Origin of the sequence: Flavobacterium johnsoniae UW101 (assembly GCF_000016645.1) — a bacterium.
Lineage (GTDB): Bacteria > Bacteroidota > Bacteroidia > Flavobacteriales > Flavobacteriaceae > Flavobacterium > Flavobacterium johnsoniae.
On sequence record NC_009441.1, the window covers coordinates 4051645 to 4072722 of the forward strand.

Genomic DNA, 21078 nt, shown 5'->3' on the forward strand with positions numbered 1-21078 from the left:
CGAATATCAAGTGGAATTTTTAGTTAAAACATTAATTTGCTACAAAAACCAATTACTTAATTTATTATTGTTTTAACTCTTTAAATGGAGTGTCGAGTTCAAAAGCTTTTTTTACTTTTTCGACTACAATTTCATTTGATACTGTAAATTCTGCCGTTTTTTTAATGTCTAAAGATGAAGCACCAACCAAAACTTTATAAGTTCCTGCTTCTGCAATCCATGCATTTTTATTTTCTAAAAAAGAAGCCAGATCTTTTGGTGACAATACCAGTTGTAAAGTTTCACTTTCGCCTGGTTTTAATTCCTTTGTTTTTGCAAAAGCTTTTAATTCTTCTTTGGGTTTATCGATAGATTTTGAAGGTGCAGACAAGTATACTTGCACTACTTCTTTCCCAGCAGTTTTTCCGGTATTTTTAACTGTAACTGAAACTGTCATTGCATTATTAAAAACTGGTGAACTTAATTTTACATCAGAATAATTGAATGTTGTATATGAATTTCCAAAACCAAATTCATAAGATGGTTTTACATTAAAGGTATTGTAATAACGATATCCAACATATACACCTTCTTCGTACGTTACATTTGCCGGATTGTCTGCAGGAGTTCCTAACCAGTTTTTTGCCGATGGTGTGTCTTCATATTTCATTGGAAAAGTCATAGTTAATTTTCCAGACGGATTTACTTTTCCTGAAAAAACATCAGCTACTGAATTTCCTCCTTCCTGCCCTGGCTGCCATGAAAGTAAAATGGCATCAGCTTTATCTTTCCAGCTTGCAGTTTCTATAACACCGCCTATATTTAAAATTACAACTACTTTTTTTCCTTTTGAATGAAAAGCTTCAGAAACATTATTGATTAATTCTACCTCATCCTGAGCAAGATTAAAATCGTTATCAACCTTGCGGTCGCCTCCTTCTCCAGAATTTCTACCAATAGTTATAATTGCCAATTCTGATGATGCGGCGTGTTTTGCAATTTCTTGTTTTTCCAATTTTAATTCAGGAAGTCTTTTTGGTAAAGCCAGAAAACCTTCTTTTTTACGGCTTTCCATTTCTGCCTCTTTTACCTTTGCAACAAATGGTGTGTAAGTTGTTTTTAATTCTTCATCAATTGAGTAACCTGCATTTTTTAAACCATCCAATAAAGAAATTGTATAAGCTTCGTTTACGTCGCCGCTTCCGGTTCCTCCCGAAATAAAATCATATGATGTAACTCCAAAAACGGCTGCTTTTCCTTTTTTGTTCGTAAACGGAAGCACATTTTTATCATTTTTCAGCAAAATCATTCCTTCAGATGCTGCCTGTCTGGTAATTTGTGCGTTTTCTTTTAAATTGGGTTTGTTTGAGTATTTGTAGTTTTCCATAATTGGCGATCTTAAAACCAATTCCAGAATTCTTTCTACATTTTTGTCTACAACTTCTTTAGATAATTTCTTATTATTGATGTTTTCAATAATAGCTTTCTTTTGTGCTTCGATTCCCGGCATTAATAAATCGTTTCCGGCACTCAGCTGTTCTGTAACATTGCTTGAACCTGCCATAATAGATTGTGCTCCGGCAAAACCTCCAAACCAGTCTGTCATAACGATCCCTTTAAACCCCCATTCATTACGAAGAATATCTGTTAGAAGGTCTTTTCTTGCCGAAGTATAGGTTCCGTTAATCAAATTATACGAAGACATAACCGTCCATGGATTTGATTCTTTTACAGTAATCTCAAAACCTTTTAAATAAATTTCACGCATAGCTCTTTCGCTGATGTGTTCATTGATTGAAAGGCGGTTGGTTTCCTGATTATTAGCTGCAAAATGTTTAATTGAAGTTCCTACTCCATTTAACTGAATCCCTTTTACCATCGCCGAAGCAATTTTGCCAGAAACCAGCGGATCTTCAGAATAATACTCAAAATTTCTGCCGCACAAAGGATTTCTGTGAATGTTTAAAGCCGGCGCCAGCAATACATCAACTCCATATTCTTTTACTTCATTTCCCATTGCTTTGCCTACTTTTTCAATCAATGATTCGTTCCATGTTGAAGCTAAAGCAGTTCCAACAGGAAAAGCGGTACAGTAATACGTATTTTTATCATTCTCACGAATAGGTTTTATTCTAAGTCCCGCAGGTCCGTCAGCCACAATAATGGCCGGAATTCCTAAACGTTTAATTTCGTAAGTTCCTCCTGCAGCCCCTGGAACACGTCCTTCAATTGCTCCTACTACCGGTTTTATTCCGTCAAAACCCGGCATTCCCGTTCCCATTAAAAAATTAGCTTTTTCTTCCTCAGTCATTTTTTTGACCAAATCGACAGCACGTTCGTGAATCGAAAGTCTGGTATCTTCATAAATATCCAGTTTTCCATTTTTATTTAAATCTCTAAAAGTAAATCCTTTTACTGTTAGAAAAGGCGGATTATTTTCATCATCAGAAACACTGTTCCATGATAAATTCGAAATCACTAAAGCAGTCAAAAGTGATACTCGTGCTGTTTTTATAATTGTTTTTTTCATAAGGGAAACTAAAATGTGGTTTAGAAAATAGTAAAGTTTTAATATGCAGCTTTTTTCATTGCTTCATTATGAAGCAATATTAATTACTTTTTTTCGTTTCAACAAATAAAACAGGTTAAATTTTAATTTATCACAATTAAAAACCATAAAAACTATTGTATTCACAGCGTAACATGAAATACATTAAAAAATACCCAGAAGCAAAAAACCTTTAAAAATGCTGGTTTTATTGGCAAAAAATAAAGTTTTGGAGATTCGCAGTGCTTTAAAATTCTTAAATAGATTAAATTTGAAAACAAATAGAAATAAATGGAACTAAAGAAATTACTTGAACAACAGTCTGCCGAAGCTTGGGAAAAATATATTCCGTCACTTTCTATTGACTGTGTTATTTTTAGTTTTTACGAAAATGCACTTCATGTTCTTACCGTAAATATGAAGGATCAGAATTTATGGGGACTTCCAGGCGGTTATGTACAAAAAGATGAAAATGTAGATGATGCCGCAATGCGAATTTTAAAAGACAGAACCGGAACCGAAAATATCTATTTACAGCAGTTTTACACTTTTGGAAATTTAAAAAGATCTGAAAGTGCTTTTGAGGCTTATGATGACAGCATTTGGAACAAACAGCGTTTTGTTTCTATTGGTTATTATGCCCTTGCAGAACATTCGCAGGTAAAATTAAGAATTGACCAATACTCAAATGCAGTCGAATGGAAATTGATTGAGACTCTGCCAGAATTTATGATGGATCACAGAGCTATTTTTGATAAAGCACTGCTTACTCTTAGAGAACAGCTCAATAATCATCCTATTGGTTATAATTTACTGCCGGAAAAATTCACAATGCCGGAACTTCAAAAATTGTATGAAGCTATCTTGGGCAAAAAACTGAATCGCGGTAATTTTTATCGAAAAATTCTTCGTTATGATATTCTTATTAAACTAGACGAATCGCGTAAAGGCGGTGCGCACAAAGCCCCGGATTTATACAGCTTTGATTTAACGAAATATAATGAAGCTCTAAAAGAAGGTTTGAAAGGAAACTGGTAATTTTTTCAAAAATAGCCCGTGGTGAAACCACGGGCTATTTAAGATTTCTTTAGCACAGATTAAAATCTAAACTGCAATTGGCGCTGCTAAACAGCTTTCCGGAATATCAAAGGCATTTACCAACGCTACGGCATCCGGACGAATATCCCAGCAAAGCTGATTTACAATTTTACGAACTGCCTTGGTTTTTACAGCTTCCATATAGCCGTCTTCCAAATACCAGGCTTTGTTTTTTTCTATCTGCGAAAGCGCATATAACTGATATAATTTTGTCAATATTTGTTTTGAATTTTCGTCTTCGATTGTTTTAACGGCTTCCTGAAACTGTTCTAAAACAATACGTTCGAGATAAGCCTGAGCCACATCGATCATTTGATGCTGTACAACATTAAAAGCATCGTAGGCTTCTAATCCGCCGTCGACTAATTTCTTGATACGTCTTGCTGCCGAAGCCAGAATTGTTTTTTCTCTATGTACAAAAGCCTGCAGATGAAACTCCTTATCAAGTAAATGTTCGTCATCTGTTCTTCGGGTTGCGATTGGATTTTTTTCTGTAATGGCCGTTTTGGCATTTTCATATACATAATTAATGATTCCCAAAGATCCCATTTCGCCAAAAGACTTTCTGAATTCAGATAGACGGTTTTTGGCTACTAACTGCATTAAAACTGTATTATCGCCTTCAAAAGTGGTGTAAATTTCAGTATCGTTTTTAAGTGCATCGATTCGGTTTTCAGATAAATAACCTTTTCCGCCGCAAGCTTCACGGCATTCCTGCAAAATATCTCTTGTACTCCAGGTTGAATACGATTTCATTCCTGCAGCAAGTGCTTCTATTTCCTGCATTTCCTCTTCTTTCTTATTCAAAAATCTTTTGGTAAGGTATTGAAGCGCAAAATGAACAGCATACGTTTTTGCCAAATGCGGTAATAATCTGCGCTGGTGCATTCTGTAATTTAAAATCGGAACTTCAGATCCGCCTTCAGGACCAAATTGTCGGCGCTGGTCACTGTAACGAATGGCAATAGTTAATCCGGATTTGGCTGCTGCCAAAGCTGAACGCGGAATCCCGATTCTTCCTCCTACCAAAGTTCCTAACATGGTGAAAAATCTTCGGTTATCACTCGGAATTGGACTTTCAAATTCTCCTTTATCGTTTACAGAAGCAAAACGATCCAGCATATTTTCTTTTGGAATCACAACATTATCAAAGCTGATAGTTCCATTGTCTACTCCATTTAATCCCATTTTATGACCGCAGTCACCAATTGTTACTCCTTTTACCGTATTACCGTCTGTATCACGCAATGGCACTACAAAAGCATTTACGCCATAATCATGATCGTCGATAACTAATTTAGCGAAAACCGTTGCCATCTGCCCGTGAACTGCGGCGTTCCCGATGTATTCTTTTTGAGCATTTTTGTTTGGTGTATGAATGGTAAAAGTCTGATCGCTATGATTATAAGTTGCAGTAGTTTCCAGACCTTTTACGTTCGATCCGTGATGTGTTTCGGTCATTGCAAAACAACCCGGAAGTTTTAACGAACCTATATCTTTTAAATATTTAGCATAATGTTTTTCGGTTCCAAGAGACTGAACGCTCATGCCCCAAAGTCCAAACTGAACACCAAATTTTATCACTAAACTTAAATCGTGATAACTTAGCGTTTCCATAATTGCAAAATAATCTTCTACATTGCCTCCGCCGCCGTATTCTTTTGGATACGCCATATTTCCCAGATTTTCATCGGCCAGGATTTTACACCAATTGTAAACCGTCTGGCGGAAAACATTAATATCTGTAGACGTTTCATATGCAAACTCTGGTCGGGAAATAACCGATTTTACCTTTTTTATAATTGGTGCTTCTTTCCCATCCAGAAATTCTGTTATTTTCTGAATATCAAAATTGCTCGTAGTATGTGAATTTGCGGTAAAAGAATCGGCTTTTGTTTTAAAGTTCTGAAGCGCTTCTTCGCCTAAAATTCCAAGATCATTTTCAAGTTTTATAAAATCTGATTCAATTGGTGTTAAATCTAAATCGCTTCCCGAAAGTGCTTCTGCAATATCAAAAATTGATTTGATTGAAGATTTATCCTGAATACTTTTTTCAATGTCTAATTTCCATTGTGTGAGTTCGTTTCGTGAAGGCGGATTTGAAATATCTACTTTAGATAGTAAATACTCTTTTTCTTCTTGTGATAAAACATTTAAGGAGTTTATAAATTCTTTTAGTGTCGAAAATTCTTTTTGAGTCAAAAGATCGTCAGACCACACTAAATAAAACAACGGAGTAAAGGCTTGAAGTTTAGCTGGTTTCATATAATAGAGATTCGGTTTTTATTTTTATTTTTTGCCACAGATTATACAGATTAAAAGTTTTTTTTACAGCCACGAATTACACAAATTTTCACGAATTTATTTTCATTTATACTGATTCTTAAATCAATTTGAATTCGTGAAAATTTGTGTAATTCGTGGCTGACTTTCTACATAAAGAAAATAATCCGTTTAATCTGTACAATCTGCGGTCTGTATTTCATTTTACTGCATAAAAAAACAGGAATGAAAAATACTCATTCCTGTTTAATATTCCTGTTAAGATTCTCGTAATTTTATACCTTAAACCAATAAAAAATACAAGATTAACTTAGTGAGAATCTTTAGACGACAGGATATATTTCTGTTTTATAGCAAAAATATGATGTGAATTAAAAACTAACACTGCAATAAAAATAATGCCGTAAGCACTGATTTGCAAAGCACTGATTTTTTCGTGATAGACAAAATTTGCTAATAAAAAAGCAATCATCGGATTTACATTTAACAACATTCCAACGGTTGATGAGTTGATTCCTGAAAGGGCGTACAAGTTTAGGAACAATGGAATAATTGTAAATGCAATGGCGATGGTTTCTATACAGAAATAAAATTTAAATTCAGTTGGAATCGGCCCGCTGTATTCCGGATAAAAAGGGAATAATAAAATAGCTGCCAAAGTAATATGAAATGTCAGCACAATGAATCTGTCAAAACCTTTGTTAACACGCTGGCTTACCAGATAACATGCATAAGTTAAACCGATAATAATGCTGAAAAACATATCCATAATATCGGCATACGACAATAACAAACATCCTAAAATGCTTAAACCAACAGCCAGCCATTGTGTTTTTGCCAGTTTTTCTTTTAGGATAAAAAATGCCAGCAGTGTGGTTAAAATTGGACACACTAAATAAGCCAGAGAAGTAGCTTTTACACTCACATGATTCATTACATAAATAAAGGTGAACCAGTTCGCCATTAAAAAGAAACTCCCTCCAATGTTTAATAAAACTGCTTTTTTCTTTTCAGAATCAGATAAGGATTTGAAAATTGCAATGGTTTCCTGAAATGCCTTTCTTTTAAACAAAAAGGTAATTAAAAGCATTAAAATACTACAGCTGAAAACGCGATAAAACAAAATATCCAGCGCAGGATATTCGTGTATTGGTCTTAAAACCAAACTAAAAAATCCCCAAGTGGTATAGGCAGTAATTGCAGCGATGTAATATTTAGTGGTTTTCACGACAGTTTTTTGTTTTTTTGAAGAGACAAATTTCTAAAAAATAAAGTAGCAATACAGATACAGTTTTTGTAAATTGCACCATAACAGTTTAATTTTATGGGAAACTCAAATTACTTATATCTACAGTTTGCAGACGTGATTGAAAAACAAATAAAATCAGGTCTTTTAAATGTTGGCGATAAACTGCCGTCGATAAGAGAAGTCTGTGCAGAAACGGGTTATAGTATGAGTACAGTAAGCAAGGCTTATTATGAAGTCGAAAGCCGTTCGCTGATTGAATCGCGCCCGCAGTCTGGTTATTATGTGAGTAATATTTCGGCACGAATCATTTCAGAACCTTCTGCCAGCACACCAATTTTAAGCGTCGAAAATATTGAACGCGAAGATTTAGTAGATTTGGTTTACGGCGATATGCGCAAAAAAGACTTAACGATGCTTTCGCTTGGCTTTCCTTCAAATGAACTGTTACCAATAGCAAAGCTGAATAAAGGAATGGTTCAGGCAATGCGCCAATTACCAAACAGCGGCACGAGTTATGAGGAAATTCAGGGAAACAGTAATTTAAGAAAAGAGATTGCGCGCTGGTCTTTTACATGGGGAGGTTCCTTGACTGAAGAAGATATTATTACAACTCCAGGCTGTATTTCGGCTATTTCAGATTGTTTATTGGCTTTGACAAAACCGGGAGACACAATTATTACCGAAAGTCCGGTATATTTTGGAATTCTGCAATTAGCCAGATCTTTAGGTTTGTATGTAATGGAACTTCCTACTAATATGACAACGGGAATTGAACTTGAAGCTGTTAAAAAAACACTTTCGGCAAACAAAGTTAAAGCTTGTGTTTTGATGAGCAATTTCAGCAATCCGTCTGGAAGTATGATGCCGAATGAACACAAAAAAGAGATTGTCCGCTTGATGGATTTCTATAATGTTCCGTTAATTGAAGATGATATTCACGGCGATTTATATTTTGGCTCAAGCCGACCGACTAACTGTAAAACCTATGACGAAAGTGGTATTGTACTTTGCTGCAGTTCGGTTTCTAAAACTCTGGCACCGGGTTATCGTGTTGGATGGGTTTCTCCGGGAAAATTTAAAAAAGAAATTCTGAGAGCAAAATTATATCATACGATCTCCTCTCCTACTATTACGCATGAAGTGGTAGGCGATTTTTTAAAAAACGGACGTTATGAAAATCATCTTCGCAAAATTCGCCAAATCCTGAACCGAAACTGCAATAATTACATCAATACAGTTTTAGAATCATTTCCGGCTGGTACAAAAGTAAGCCAGCCTCAAGGCGGATTTTTCCTTTGGGTTGAACTGGATAAAAAAATCGACACTTCTGCTTTTTATCATTTGGCATTAAAACATAATATAAGCATTGCACCGGGAAGAATTTTTTCTTTTCAGGATCAATTCTCAAATTGTATGCGTTTGAGTTTTGGACTTCCGTGGACGAATGAACTGCGTGAGTCTATTCGAACTTTAGGAAGACTGGCAAAAAGTATTTAGAAAATACGTTTTATAAAAAAACCGGACAGTGCAACTACTCACCATCCGGCCAACAATTAATTAAAGAGACCAAAATTAAAAAGTTATAAAACGAAATAAGCGTCTTTTTCGACTTTCTTAGGTTCGTCGTTTAGATCAAATTCTTTCAGGATATCAAATTCACTTTGATATTCATTCAGCATTTGCTTGATATTTTTTTCAATTGTATTGGCAATTGCCGTTACAGGCGTATCTGTTGGTCTGTTCTCGAACGGATCCTGTAAATGAATTGCCATTCTTTCGATCAAAAAGAAAGCCGCACCAATTGCTGTAATTAACGGAATTGCAAACCAGCTTAATACACTAGTCAGTCCAAACGGCAGTAATAAAATAAACAAACACAAGGTCAGCCTAATGTACATGCTGTATGTGGTTGGAAAAATGGTGTTTTTAATTCTCTCGCATTTTCCCATTTCGTCACATAATCTCGATAGCGTATTATCAATTTCAACCTGCTGGTACATATTGATTTTCTTCTCGATTTTAGCATTTCTAAGATCGCGCGCATGAAGCATTAAAATAGCATTTGGAACGTTTTGATGGTTCTTGATGTATTTTATTTCTTCATCGCTCATTAAACCTTTTAACGGTTTTATAGCGTCTCGGTTTCGAAGCGATTCTCCTAAACTATAACACCAGGCGATTTGTCTTTTAGCAAAGTTTTCTTTGAATTCGCTTGCTTCAACAGAAAAATCAGGGTCTTTATAAAACGTCAGCACCTGACGGATTAAGGTTCTCGAATCGTTTACAACGGCTCCCCACACAATTCGGGCTTCCCACCAGCGGTCATACGCCTGATTGGATTTAAAAGCTAATAATAGAGATATAATGGTTCCAATCATGGTTGGAATCGCAATTGGAATATCTACGGGAAGTGTAACAAAATAATGGTGAAATATTTCAAATAGTACGGTATAAGCCAGTACCAGAGCAATTTCTACTTTAATTTTCCCGAGAACGTACTTCATTGGTATTCTTTTTCTTAATAACATATTTTCGGTTTTAAATTAAATTAATATTACGGTTTGCATGTGCCGTTAGGCACATAACGTTGGTAGACAATAAATGAGTTCAAATTTCATTGGCGTGCCGTAGGTACGCTATGTTATTATTTCCTGCGTACCTACGGCACGTTTTGAATTTATTATCAATTATTTTTCTACCAATATTGGGGTGCCTAGCGGCACGTTAGATTTATATTAATACAATTAAATGATTATGAAAAAAACTAAGCCAGCTCCTCATATAATGAAAGCACGGGAAGTCCCAGTTTTTCATTAATGTCGTGTTTTTTTACTTTTTTAAATTTGATTTTTTCTCCTTTACGGGTTTCTACCAGTAAATCTATTTCGTATTTCGAAATGGCTTCAGTTAAATAAGGCGCAACTTCTTCGTAATTATCATCGATTTTGGAAGTCTGGCTTACAATTTCATACGAGAAATTTTGATTTAAATACTGCTGAACATCTTTTACATGAATATTAGCACTGCTGTTTTCGATATAAAGTGCTTTTGTGAAGTCTTGTTTGAACTGTTCGTTTCCTAAATGCAGAATCGGGCATTTTTGATTTGCGGCTAATTGCACTAAATATTGGTGAATGCGCTTTGTTTCCTGTTTATAAGAATGGGTCAGAATAACCAATTTTACAGCAAAATGCTCGATGATTCCTCTAAAAATGGGAGACGAAAGTCCGTATTGATTATGGATTTTTATTTTGCAGTTTTTAGTATGATCAATCATATATCTGCAGGTTTCCAGAACTTCTTCCTGACTTTTGGTAAGTCCGGTTCTCATTTCTCTTAAAAAATTAGATGATGAAAAGGCATCCGGAGTTTCAGAAACCATCATTAGAACAATTTCACAGCCTGATTCTTTTGCCTGACTAATTGCTGATTTTACAGCAGAAATTGTATCATCTTTTAAAGTAGTAGGTATTAGGAAATTTTTCATATGTATAATCTTTTAGTTTATACATACAAAATAACTGCCTGAAAATTAGAAGGGTCTTAATCTTAAATTAGATTTTTCTAAGATTCAACATTAGAATTTTTAATGTTGTTCTTTTTCGGATTTGTTTTTTTAAAGATGATGGTTACAATCGTACCTTTATTTTGTTCTGATTGTACTTGTATTTCTCCGTCGTGCATGCGAATGATTTTTGAAGCCAATGGAAGACCTAAACCATAACCTATATATTTTGCCGCAATTTTCCCTCTAAAGAAAGGTTCATACAAATGCGGAATATCTTCTGGCGGAATTCCGATCCCGATATCATTAATCGAAATTTTAATCGCATCCAGGTTTGCCGAAAGCGTTACAAATACTTCATTATTGTCTGAATATTTAACGCCGTTGGTTATAATATTATTAATCGCCAGTTCTAAAAGCGGTTTATTGCAGGGAATTAAAAGTAAATTAGAATCTTTTGGTGCAAAATTCATTTTAATACTCACACGGTTATCCGGGAAAATTTTATCTAAATCAGATTTTACATCCAATAGTAATTCATCGATTCTGGCAATGTCCAAAACCTGTTTATTTCCATCGTACCCCGTTTGAGTCAATTTTAATAAACTTTCAGTGAGGTTTCCTAATCTTGAAGCCTGTCCGTATATGTTTTGTAATGATTCTATATATTCTGCTACTTCACGTTCTTTTAGAAGCATAATTTCTGCCTCGGCAATAATCGTAGTAATTGGCGTTTTTAATTCGTGTGAAGCATTATTGATAAAATTGGCCTGAATTTCAAATGATGTTTCAAGCCTGTCAAGCATATCGTTGAAGGTTTCTGTTAAATCTGAAATTTCATCAGAGTTTTTAACGGCCGGCAATCGGTTATGAAGATTTGAAGCACTGATTCTGTTTACTTCTTTTGTTATTCTAGCTACAGGATTTATAACCCTTTTAGCCAGAAAACGACCTAAAAAGAAAGCCAGAAGTATAAAACCAATACCGCCAAAAAGCAATATTTTGACAATATAAACGGTTGTAGTTTTTCCTCTGCGGTCGCGCGCGCCAACAATTACAATATATTTTTGGTCTCTTTCTGTAAAAACCTGTCCAAGATAATATTTGCTGTTGACTTCAAAATAATCTTCTCCGGTTGCAAGGATATTAGAATAAAACTTATTTGGAAGATTTAGTTTAGTATTATAATCGAAACTATTGGCACTGTTTATTTTAAGAACATATTCTTCTTCTTCAATAAGTTCCTCAAGCCCGTTTTTCTTTAAGTTGCTGTAATATTTGATTTTTTCGGGATCATGCTGAAAATGGATAGAAGCCACAATTTTTGCGCGGTCTTCCAGTCTTTTCAAGAAATGATAACGGTTATTTTCTCTAAATAAAACGAATACTATAATACTCAATAGCAAGGTACTAAAGGTAGAAAGTGCTACATAAGTAAAAGTAATTTTTTTTCTAATATCCATTTTATGGCTTTATAACGTAACCTAAACCTTTCATGGTATGAATTAGTTTAGTTTTAAAAGGCTTGTCTACTTTTTTTCTTAAATAGGTAATATAAACATCAACAACATTGGTATTCATGTCAAAATTAATGTCCCAGACATTATCTAAAATCTGATCGCGAGAAACAATTCTTCCGGCATTTTTACCTAAATAATACAGGAGTTTAAACTCTTTTGCTGTTAAAATAATAGATTCTCCATCTCTTTTAACGGTTTTAGCACGTCCGTTTATTTCTAAATCGCCAATAGTAATCACGTCAATTTTATCGGTTTCCTGATGTGCTCTTCTGTGCAGGGCGTTTACGCGGGCATCAAGTTCTCCAAATTTAAAAGGCTTTACCAAATAATCATCGGCACCGGAATTAAGTCCTGTTACAATATTTTCTGAAGTTCCTAAAGCCGTTAAAAGTAAAATAGGCACAAAGTTTTTACTGGCGCGAAGTCTTCTGCAAATCTCTATTCCGTTAATATCCGGCAGCATAACATCTAAAACGACAACATCAAAGTTATAATTGTCAATCATCTCAAGGGCAGTTTTACCATCAAGAGCCACACTTACTTCGTTGTTATTTTCGGCAAAACCTTTACGTAAAATCGATAAAAGATTTGGTTCGTCTTCGACTATTAGTAACTTCATATTAACTTGTATATACAACAAAAATAAGGATTGAGTTCAAAAATATTATTCATAATAGTTATAAATTATGATTTAATTATGAACAATGACTTTTACAAGCATAAAAAAAGCACTCACTTTTGATGAATGCTTTTTTATATTTTGAAAAAGAAATTTTTAAAATTTGAGTTAATTTTTAAAATTAAAACTCACAACGGCACCTAATCCAAACTGAAAAGTCGAAATATAATCATCGACCGCGACTGGTCCATACCAATAGGTCCAATAATAGCTTTCTCCAACCGCTGCCGACATAGATTGTAAGTAGGCATTAAGATTTACAGAAACTGATGAAGCTGTTTTTATTTTTACTCCGCCCTTTACATCCCAGGCAAAATAAGTACCGCTTCCGCCCTGAGGTGTTTCAACAATACCTACACCGGCACCAGCACCCAGATAAGGCAGCAAATTTGATCCTGTATCAAAATAATGGGTAAAATCTGCTAAAATAAAATTGAAGGCACCTTTATCGTTTCCTGCATTAATCTGATTTCCTGCCGGACCATAAAAAGGTATTTTCACATCTGACCTTAAATACTTTAACTCAACTGAATTGTTTGTTGTAAAGAAATACTCAAATCCCGCTCCATACTGAAAACCGTCTTCAATTGTTGCTGAGTAACCGTCATAATCCAACTTATCTGAAAAGTTATAACCACCATACAAATTAAGAGAAAATGACCTTGCATCCTGAGCCTGCATTCCTATCGCCGATAGAAACACAGCTAATAATAAACTGTACTTTTTCATAAATTTTGTGTTTGAAAGTTAAATGGTTATCAAATTTAAGGTTTTTCTTCTAAATTTTTAACATTTTACAATCATAATTTTCACAAAATCAAATAGTTAACAAACAAAACAATTAAAAAACTTCTCCTGCATTGAGATAAAATCCTTTAGAATTATTTCCCCAGGCGTAATCAGCTACAAGATTTGTTCGTGTTTTTTTATCTATTAACAACCTCAGTCCAACACCTGCTGCGGGCTGAATAGAATGAAAAAGTCCGATATTATTATCTGCATTGCTGGCTGTTACAAAATTGGTAAAAACTGTACCGCTCAGCATTTGATTGCATATAAGAGGAAATCTAAATTCTGTTGAAAGATAAACGAGACCGTTTCCTCTAAATAATCCCTGCGTGTAACCTTCACCGCTCCTGCTCCGCTGATCCCAGCCAATGGCAGGCAAATTTAAATACGGAACTTCACCTCTGGTTACAAACTGGCCATAAGCCCAAATACCGAGAATATATCGATCGTTTTTTGGCGAAACCGGAATAAAATTTCGATATTCTGCATATAAAATATTGCTGTATTTTTGATTATCGAACAATACAGGATTAAATCTATAATTAATATTGGCAAACCAGCCTCGTGAAGAATTTACCTGATTGTCCCTAGAATCGTAAACGAGATTAAAACTTACACCTGTTAGAAAATATTCTAAATTATCAAAACCGTGTTTTTGGCTGTAATTGTAATGATAGGTTAAATTTCCGTTTTCAATATCTAATTCTTTATCTTTTATATCTGTATACCAATCGATATTGATACCGCCGCCAACATAAAAATTCTTCCTAACTTCAAAAGAAACGGTTTGGTGAAACTTGAAATAATTATAATCCATTGCCTGAGCCAGAGAATCAATACTAAAACCTGGATCACGATCCCGACGAGGCGGAATTATATCGGTTCCTAAACCATAATTGGGTTGTGAAAAAATATAAAGTCTATAATCTCCGCTTAAAAATATTCGGTTGTTTTTAAGCAGGATATTATTTTTTACATTAATCATCCACTGCTTTTTTAAGGTATAAATAATTCCAAGATTAGCTACAGAATATTTATCTGATTCTTGTTTTCCTTTAAATGTATATTGTGCTACGGCACCAAAAAAGAATCCGGTTGCGGGCTGTGATCCTATTGCAGGAATTACGAGAAAAAAGTTGTTTTTTGCTGGTTTGATTTCTAAAACTGAATCTTTCTTTTTAAAGACTTCAAAGATCGTTTTGGGCGGACATATTTCTCTTTCTTCCGGGTTTGTTTTAATTTGTGCAGTTAAAAATAAAGGTGTAATCGATAGCAGAACTGCTGTTTTAAATTTATGCTGAAAATTTATATTCTTTAAGAATTTCATTCTCCAAAAAATTTTAATTTTTATTAAGACAAATTCAAACCTCTTGTTAATATAATTCATTTTCAAGACTTTACACAATAACTTTTACCTATAAAACAAAAAAAGCCGTCGATTTACCGACGGCTTGTTATTATATTTTTTATAACAATATTATTTTGTTATAAATTTTGGATGAATTAAATTTTCTAAAGAATAAATTTCATCCCATTTTTCCTGTGTAATAAGTTTTCTTTCTACAACAGCTATTTGATGAACACTTTTGTTTGTTTTTAAAGCTTCACCTGCGATACTGGCGCTTTCTTCATAACCAATAATTGGGTTTAACTGTGTTACAATTCCAATACTGTTCATAACCATATTGTAGCAGTGATCTACATTTGCGGTGATTCCGTTAATACATTTATCGATTAAAGTCTGAATAGCATTTGAAAGATAATCCAGCGAAGTAAACATTGCAAAAGCAATTACAGGTTCCATTACATTCAATTGCAATTGTCCTGCTTCTGCTGCCATTGTAACTGTTAAATCCTGACCTATTACATAAAAACAAGTCTGGTTTACTACTTCTGGAATTACCGGATTTACTTTTCCAGGCATAATAGACGATCCCGGCTGGCGTGCCGGAAGATTGATTTCATTAAAACCTGTTCTTGGGCCTGAACTTAGTAATCGTAAATCGTTGCAGATTTTAGATATTTTAACCGCAGAACGTTTTAAAGTTCCCATAATCTGCACATAAGCGCCTGTATCAACTGTTGCTTCAATTAAATCTGGTGATAGTGTTAACGGAATTCCAACTTCTTTGGCTAAATAAGAAACACAAATTTCCGGATAACCTTCCGGAGCATTTACTTTTGTTCCAATGGCTGTTGCTCCCATATTGATTTCCAACAATAATTCCTGAGCATTTTTTAAACGCTGAATATCTTCGCCAATTGTTGTCGCATAGGCTTTAAATTCTTGCCCTAAAGTCATTGGCACCGCGTCCTGAAGCTGCGTTCTTCCCATTTTCAGGACTTCTTTAAACTCCTCTCCTTTTTTAGCGAAAGCAACTTCTAAACCAGCTAAAGTTTTAATGAAGCTTTCCATTTTAAGATATAAAGCAATTCTAAATGCCGATGGATAAGCATCATTTGTAGACTGCGAACAGTTTACATGATTATTGGGATGCAGAAAATTATATTCGCCTTTTTTATGACCTAAATATTCCAGTCCGATATTGGCAATTACTTCATTAGCATTCATGTTTACAGAAGTTCCTGCTCCGCCCTGAATTAAATCACTGACAAATTCCTTATCAAATTTACCCGAAATTACCTGGTCGCTTCCATAACAAATGGCTTCTGCAAGTTTCGAATCGATTGCGCCGCAGTCTTTATTTGCTAAAGCTGCCGCTTTTTTTACATATCCTAAAGCTTTGATAAATAAAGGCTCTTTTGAAATAGGAATTCCTGTAATATTAAAATTTTCTACCGCTCTAAAAGTTTGGATTCCGTAGTATAAATGATTTGGAATTTCTAATTCTCCTAAAAAATCATGTTCCTTTCTTGTTGGTTCCATATAATAAAATTGATCTGTTTTAACTTAAAAAATAAGTGTAAAGCTACAGCATTTTGTGGATTAAAAATGTGAATGAAATGAAAATGATTTGCATTTTAAGAAGAATATTTTGTGGTAAATTATTACCTTTTCACCTTCAAATAATTATCGAAAAGAGTTGAAAAAAGAAAGCGAATATTTTATTGATAAAGAATACACTACGATTATTTACGACAAAGATGATCTTAATTTTAAAGATTTTGAATGCTGTGTTTTTAATAATTGTAATTTTTCTGCCTGCACTTTTTTAGCCGTTACTTTTATCGATTGTGTTTTTAATGACTGTATTTTTAATGAAGCAAAAATTAATTATACAGCTTTTAGGACTGCGAGATTTAACCGATGTGAAATTAAAGAAGTGAATTTTGCAATGTGCGACAAATTGATATTTGAAATTGAATTTAATGACTGTATTTTAGACTTTTCGAAGTTTTATACTTTAAAATTAAAAGGAACTTGTTTTACGAACTGCAGTTTGATTGCCGTTGATTTTATGGCGGCAGATCTTACGAATGCCGTTTTCTATAATTGTGATTTATACCGATCAGAATTTGATAAAGCCATCGCCAACAAAGCCGATTTTAAAACGAGTTATAATTATACTATTGATCCTTCTAAAACGAAATTAAAAAAGGCTGTTTTTTCTTTGAATGAGGTTAAAGGACTGCTATTTAAACACGATGTAATCGTCAGTTAATCATTACCGTAATTATTTTTCACTATTCTTTTCTTTTTTTGGAAGAACTGACTTTGGCAGCAAAAATAAAATCAGCAGTACGCTTATTAAGCAAAACAAATGAATAAATGTACCATAGAAAAAAGCGTTATAAAAATGCTTGAAATCTGTATTTCCTTTTACTAAATAGTAGAATACGCTTCCTGTCAATGCAATGCCCAATGCACCAAATAATTGCTGTACCGTAGAATAAACACCTGATGCGTTTCCAATCATATTTTGAGGCAGATTTTTTAAAGCTATATTAGCAAATGAAGGTAAAACCAGCGCTACACCAACACCATGCAGAAACATTATTACATATCCTCTAAAATCAACTATTGGATAATAAAAAAGAACAAGCTGTAAAATGATGGCTGAAATAAGAAGCAGTACACCAAAAATCAATACAGTTTTACCAAACCGCGGTACTAATCTGGCTGATAAAAATGATGCCAGAATAAACCCGCTTCCTTGAAATACAATAAAATATCCTGCCTGCATGGGAGAAAGCTGAATTCCTTCTTGTAAAAAAACAGCAAGCACAAAAAAGTAAGCATCAAGCATTAACATAAAAAGTGCTGATGCTGAAACCGCCATATTGAAATTCCTGTTCTTAAAAAGTTCAAGGTTTAATAAAGGTTCTTTTTTATTTGATTTCCTTTTTATCTGCCTGAATATAAAAACACAAATAAATACGATTGATACTGGCAGGGTAATTTTAACCAAACCGCTTTGTTCTAAACCAACTGCCATGGAAAAGACCAATAATGCGAGTCCAATACATAATATAAAAGCACTCCAATAATCCATTTGCAGGGAAGAATAATCTCTGGACGGATTAAGATAACGAATGGCAAGAAAAATCCCCGAAGCACAAATAGGAATATTAATAAGAAATATATACCGCCAGGATTGATCAATTAAATATGGTTTGAGTTCTACCAAAAAACCACCCAGAAACTGTCCCAGCATAGTGCCAATACCAATCGCAATTCCATACCAGCTCATTGCGTAGGTGCGCTCTTTGTAATCTGTAAAAAGAACTTGTATATAAGACAAAACCTGAGGAGACATCAATCCTGCACTTATTCCCTGAAAAAACCTCAAAATAATAAGATGGTCAGTCGAATCTGCAAAACCACAGCCCGCAGAGCTAATCATAAATAAGAGCATTCCTAAAACAAAAATTTTCTTTCTGCCGAAATAATCTCCAGTCTTACCTCCAATTATAAGGAAAGAAGCAAATCCAACCATGTACATGGCTACAACTAACTGAATTTTTCCATTACTTGAACCAAGCCCGCGCTGAATTGATGGAATAGCAACATTTACAATAAAGATATCCAAAATAGTGAGCAAATGTGCCAGCAGCAATATAAGGAGCGAAATGTATTTTTTATTTTTCATAATATATAGAACAGTCTATCTATTTTTGGTTAAAAAAAATCAGAAAAACTGATTTATACTTTTTTTTACGGCTTTTAAATCATTCGTATTTCCATTTATACCTGCCGAAACTACAGCTCCTTCTATCATCAAAAAAATACTGTTTTGCAGTGCATTTTTTTCTATCAAAAGTGTTTTTTCTGTACTAATTTCATCAATTAACACATTAATGTACTCACGCTGGCGCTCTTTATGCGCCAGAACAAACTGTTCTATTTTTTTATCTTCTCTGCCTATTTCAGCATTTATTTTTATAAAATGGCATCCTGAAAAATTTGATTCTTCCTGAAGTTTAATACGATAATCTATTAATTTAAGAAGCTTTTTTAACGGCTGTTTCTCGTCTTTTAAATAGTCATTGAGATTGGCAAAATATTCTGTTTCCTGCTGTTCAAGGTAATGGTACAACAAATCACTTTTTGACTCATAGTGCTTGTAAAGTGAACCAATCGCAATATCTGCCTCTGCAATAATCTGATTAATTCCTGTGCTATTGAATCCCTGATGATAAAACAAACGAGATGCTGTATCGAGTATTCTTTCTTTTACACTGCTTTTCTGTTTCATTTTATTTTTTGTCAAAGATAAACAAAAATAGATAGAGTTATCTATTTATTTTGAAATAAAAAAATATCAAAATATTGATAATTAAAACTTGTAATATATCTTATAAAGAAACGGTTACAAACTTTTCCCCATTACATAATCTTCCATCAAATATCCGTTTCCAATTTCTATATCAACGGTTTCTTTAATTTCGAAACCTAGTTTTTTATAGAAATTTAAAGCTGTATTGAAACGATTTACGTTTAATAAAAGTTCGTTTGAATTATTTTCTAAAGCCATTTTTGCAATTTCTTCAAACACTATTTTTCCGTAACCTTTTCCTTGTGTTTCCGGCAGAAGATAGATTTTATGAATTTTGGTAATGGCTTCCTTTTTATAATTGTGTTCAATTCCGATAAAACCAATTACAGAATTAGAATCAGAAATCAAATAAAACAACTGTTCTTTATTTTGAATTTGTTTTGAAAGCGCTTCATCAGAATAAATTAGATCTAACATATAATCTAATTGTTCTGCGGTCAAAATTTCGCCATAGGTTATTGGCCAGGTTATATGTGCAATTTCTTGAATTTTAGCAATATCTTCTACAAATGCTTCGGTAATTTTAATCATATTATTTTTTAAAAACTTGATTTTCCTGTTCGCTTACGCGGATGAAAGTCGTTCGTTTAGTCAATTCTTTTAATCTTGAAGCTCCAACATAAGTGCAAGTACTTCTTATTCCGCCTAATATATCTAAAACAGTATGAATCACATCTCCTTTAAACGTAACCTGCACAGTTTTTCCTTCACTTGCCCTGTATTCTGCAACACCGCCAGAATGTTTATCCATTGCTGTTTTTGAACTCATTCCGTAAAATTGTTTGAATTTTTCGCCTTTTACTTCTATTAGTTCACCACCGCTTTCTGTATGTCCTGCGAGCATTCCTCCCAACATTACAAAATCGGCTCCTGCTCCAAAAGCTTTAGCAACATCGCCCGGTGTTGTGCAGCCGCCATCGCTGATAATATGGCCGCCTAAACCGTGCGCTGCATCCGCACATTCGATAATAGCCGATAACTGCGGATAACCAACACCTGTTTTTACACGAGTTGTACAAACAGAACCTGGTCCAATTCCGACTTTTACAATATCAGCACCCGCTAATAATAGTTCTTCAGTCATTTCGCCTGTCACAACATTTCCAGCAATGATTATTTTATCAGGATATTGTTTTCGGGTTTTCTTTAAAAACTGTACAAAATGTTCAGAATAGCCGTTTGCAACATCAATACAGATAAATTTGAGCAACGGGTTTGCAGTAATTATTTTTTCAATCTTTTCGAAATCTTCTTTTCCAGTTCCTGTACTTACGGCAATATAATCGTAAAAATCCGGAGTTACGTTCTTTAGAAATGTGTTCCATTGTTCTAAAGTGTAATGTTTGTGAATAGCGGTAAACAATTTTTCTTTAGCCAAAACCTGAGCCATTTCAAAGGTTCCGACTGTATCCATATTGGCAGCCATAATTGGAATTCCTGTCCAACTTGCAGTACTGTGCAAAAACTTGAAATTTTGTTCTAAAGAAACTTCAGACCTGCTTTTGAGTGTTGATCTTTTTGGCCTAAACATTACATCTTTAAACCCCAGTTTTAAGTCCATTTCTATTCTCATATTTCAAGATTTTGGTTACTCTCAAATGTAAGGAATTTTAGATTGTAGACTTTAGATTTTAGATTAACAAAAACTTGAACTTTTGAACAATTGATTTACTTTGCGCGGGCTTCGACT

At 34.0% G+C, this 21078-nt stretch carries 17 protein-coding genes; 3 read left to right on the forward strand and 14 right to left on the reverse strand.

Annotated elements, in window-relative coordinates; all coding sequences use genetic code 11:
• Positions 1 to 64 precede the first annotated feature (64 nt).
• Entirely contained in the window at positions 65 to 2509 is a 2445-nt protein-coding gene (locus FJOH_RS17560) for a glycoside hydrolase family 3 C-terminal domain-containing protein (RefSeq protein WP_012025375.1), read from the reverse strand.
• A gap of 309 nt (positions 2510 to 2818) precedes the next feature.
• Between FJOH_RS17560 and FJOH_RS17565 the strand changes: the two genes are divergently transcribed.
• Positions 2819 to 3565, forward strand: a complete 747-nt coding sequence (locus FJOH_RS17565) for an NUDIX hydrolase (RefSeq protein ID WP_012025376.1) — start codon at positions 2819 to 2821, stop codon at positions 3563 to 3565.
• A 66-nt stretch (positions 3566 to 3631) separates the two neighbouring features.
• Here FJOH_RS17565 and FJOH_RS17570 read toward each other — a convergent pair whose 3' ends face one another.
• Complete coding sequence (locus FJOH_RS17570) at positions 3632 to 5890, reverse strand: acyl-CoA dehydrogenase family protein (protein WP_012025377.1); 2259 nt, start codon at positions 5888 to 5890, stop codon at positions 3632 to 3634.
• A 328-nt stretch (positions 5891 to 6218) separates the two neighbouring features.
• Positions 6219 to 7136, reverse strand: a complete 918-nt coding sequence (locus tag FJOH_RS17575; protein ID WP_012025378.1) for an EamA family transporter — start codon at positions 7134 to 7136, stop codon at positions 6219 to 6221.
• A 96-nt stretch (positions 7137 to 7232) separates the two neighbouring features.
• Between FJOH_RS17575 and FJOH_RS17580 the strand changes: the two genes are divergently transcribed.
• The gene (locus tag FJOH_RS17580; protein ID WP_012025379.1) at positions 7233 to 8654 is read left to right on the forward strand and encodes an aminotransferase-like domain-containing protein; all 1422 of its coding nucleotides are present in this window, start codon (positions 7233 to 7235) and stop codon (positions 8652 to 8654) included.
• Positions 8655 to 8737: 83 nt separating this feature from the next.
• On the opposite strand, the gene FJOH_RS17585 is transcribed toward FJOH_RS17580, so the two are convergent.
• The 7 genes from FJOH_RS17585 to aspA all read right to left on the reverse strand — a co-directional run bounded on the left by FJOH_RS17585 (position 8738) and on the right by aspA (position 16537).
• Positions 8738 to 9685, reverse strand: a complete 948-nt coding sequence (locus FJOH_RS17585; RefSeq protein ID WP_012025380.1) for a bestrophin family protein — start codon at positions 9683 to 9685, stop codon at positions 8738 to 8740.
• Between the two features lie 236 nt (positions 9686 to 9921).
• A complete protein-coding gene (locus FJOH_RS17590; protein WP_012025381.1) occupies positions 9922 to 10644 on the reverse strand; it encodes an adenine nucleotide alpha hydrolase family protein in 723 nt (240 codons plus the stop codon).
• A 77-nt stretch (positions 10645 to 10721) separates the two neighbouring features.
• Positions 10722 to 12125: a sensor histidine kinase gene (locus FJOH_RS17595; protein WP_012025382.1), complete on the reverse strand. Its 1404-nt coding sequence runs from the start codon at positions 12123 to 12125 to the stop codon at positions 10722 to 10724.
• Between the two features lies 1 nt (position 12126).
• Positions 12127 to 12801: a response regulator transcription factor gene (locus FJOH_RS17600; RefSeq protein WP_012025383.1), complete on the reverse strand. Its 675-nt coding sequence runs from the start codon at positions 12799 to 12801 to the stop codon at positions 12127 to 12129.
• A gap of 168 nt (positions 12802 to 12969) precedes the next feature.
• The gene (locus tag FJOH_RS17605; protein WP_012025384.1) at positions 12970 to 13590 is read right to left on the reverse strand and encodes an outer membrane beta-barrel protein; all 621 of its coding nucleotides are present in this window, start codon (positions 13588 to 13590) and stop codon (positions 12970 to 12972) included.
• Between the two features lie 112 nt (positions 13591 to 13702).
• The gene (locus FJOH_RS17610; RefSeq protein ID WP_123875773.1) at positions 13703 to 14977 is read right to left on the reverse strand and encodes a BamA/TamA family outer membrane protein; all 1275 of its coding nucleotides are present in this window, start codon (positions 14975 to 14977) and stop codon (positions 13703 to 13705) included.
• Positions 14978 to 15127: 150 nt separating this feature from the next.
• Positions 15128 to 16537, reverse strand: coding sequence for an aspartate ammonia-lyase (gene aspA / locus FJOH_RS17615; RefSeq protein ID WP_012025386.1), 1410 nt, complete (start codon positions 16535 to 16537; stop codon positions 15128 to 15130).
• A 157-nt stretch (positions 16538 to 16694) separates the two neighbouring features.
• Here aspA and FJOH_RS17620 point away from each other — a divergent pair, with 157 nt between their 5' ends.
• Positions 16695 to 17273, forward strand: a complete 579-nt coding sequence (locus FJOH_RS17620) for a pentapeptide repeat-containing protein (RefSeq protein ID WP_012025387.1) — start codon at positions 16695 to 16697, stop codon at positions 17271 to 17273.
• Between the two features lie 12 nt (positions 17274 to 17285).
• On the opposite strand, the gene FJOH_RS17625 is transcribed toward FJOH_RS17620, so the two are convergent.
• The 4 genes from FJOH_RS17625 to FJOH_RS17640 all read right to left on the reverse strand — a co-directional run bounded on the left by FJOH_RS17625 (position 17286) and on the right by FJOH_RS17640 (position 20961).
• Positions 17286 to 18701 (reverse strand): MFS transporter, encoded by a 1416-nt coding sequence (locus FJOH_RS17625; protein ID WP_012025388.1) that lies wholly within the window; start codon positions 18699 to 18701, stop codon positions 17286 to 17288.
• Between the two features lie 39 nt (positions 18702 to 18740).
• Complete coding sequence (locus FJOH_RS17630; RefSeq protein WP_012025389.1) at positions 18741 to 19307, reverse strand: TetR/AcrR family transcriptional regulator; 567 nt, start codon at positions 19305 to 19307, stop codon at positions 18741 to 18743.
• Positions 19308 to 19421: 114 nt separating this feature from the next.
• Entirely contained in the window at positions 19422 to 19919 is a 498-nt protein-coding gene (locus FJOH_RS17635) for a GNAT family N-acetyltransferase (protein WP_012025390.1), read from the reverse strand.
• Position 19920: 1 nt separating this feature from the next.
• On the reverse strand, positions 19921 to 20961 hold the full coding sequence (locus FJOH_RS17640) for a GMP reductase (RefSeq protein WP_012025391.1): 1041 nt from the start codon (positions 20959 to 20961) through the stop codon (positions 19921 to 19923).
• Positions 20962 to 21078 lie beyond the last annotated feature (117 nt).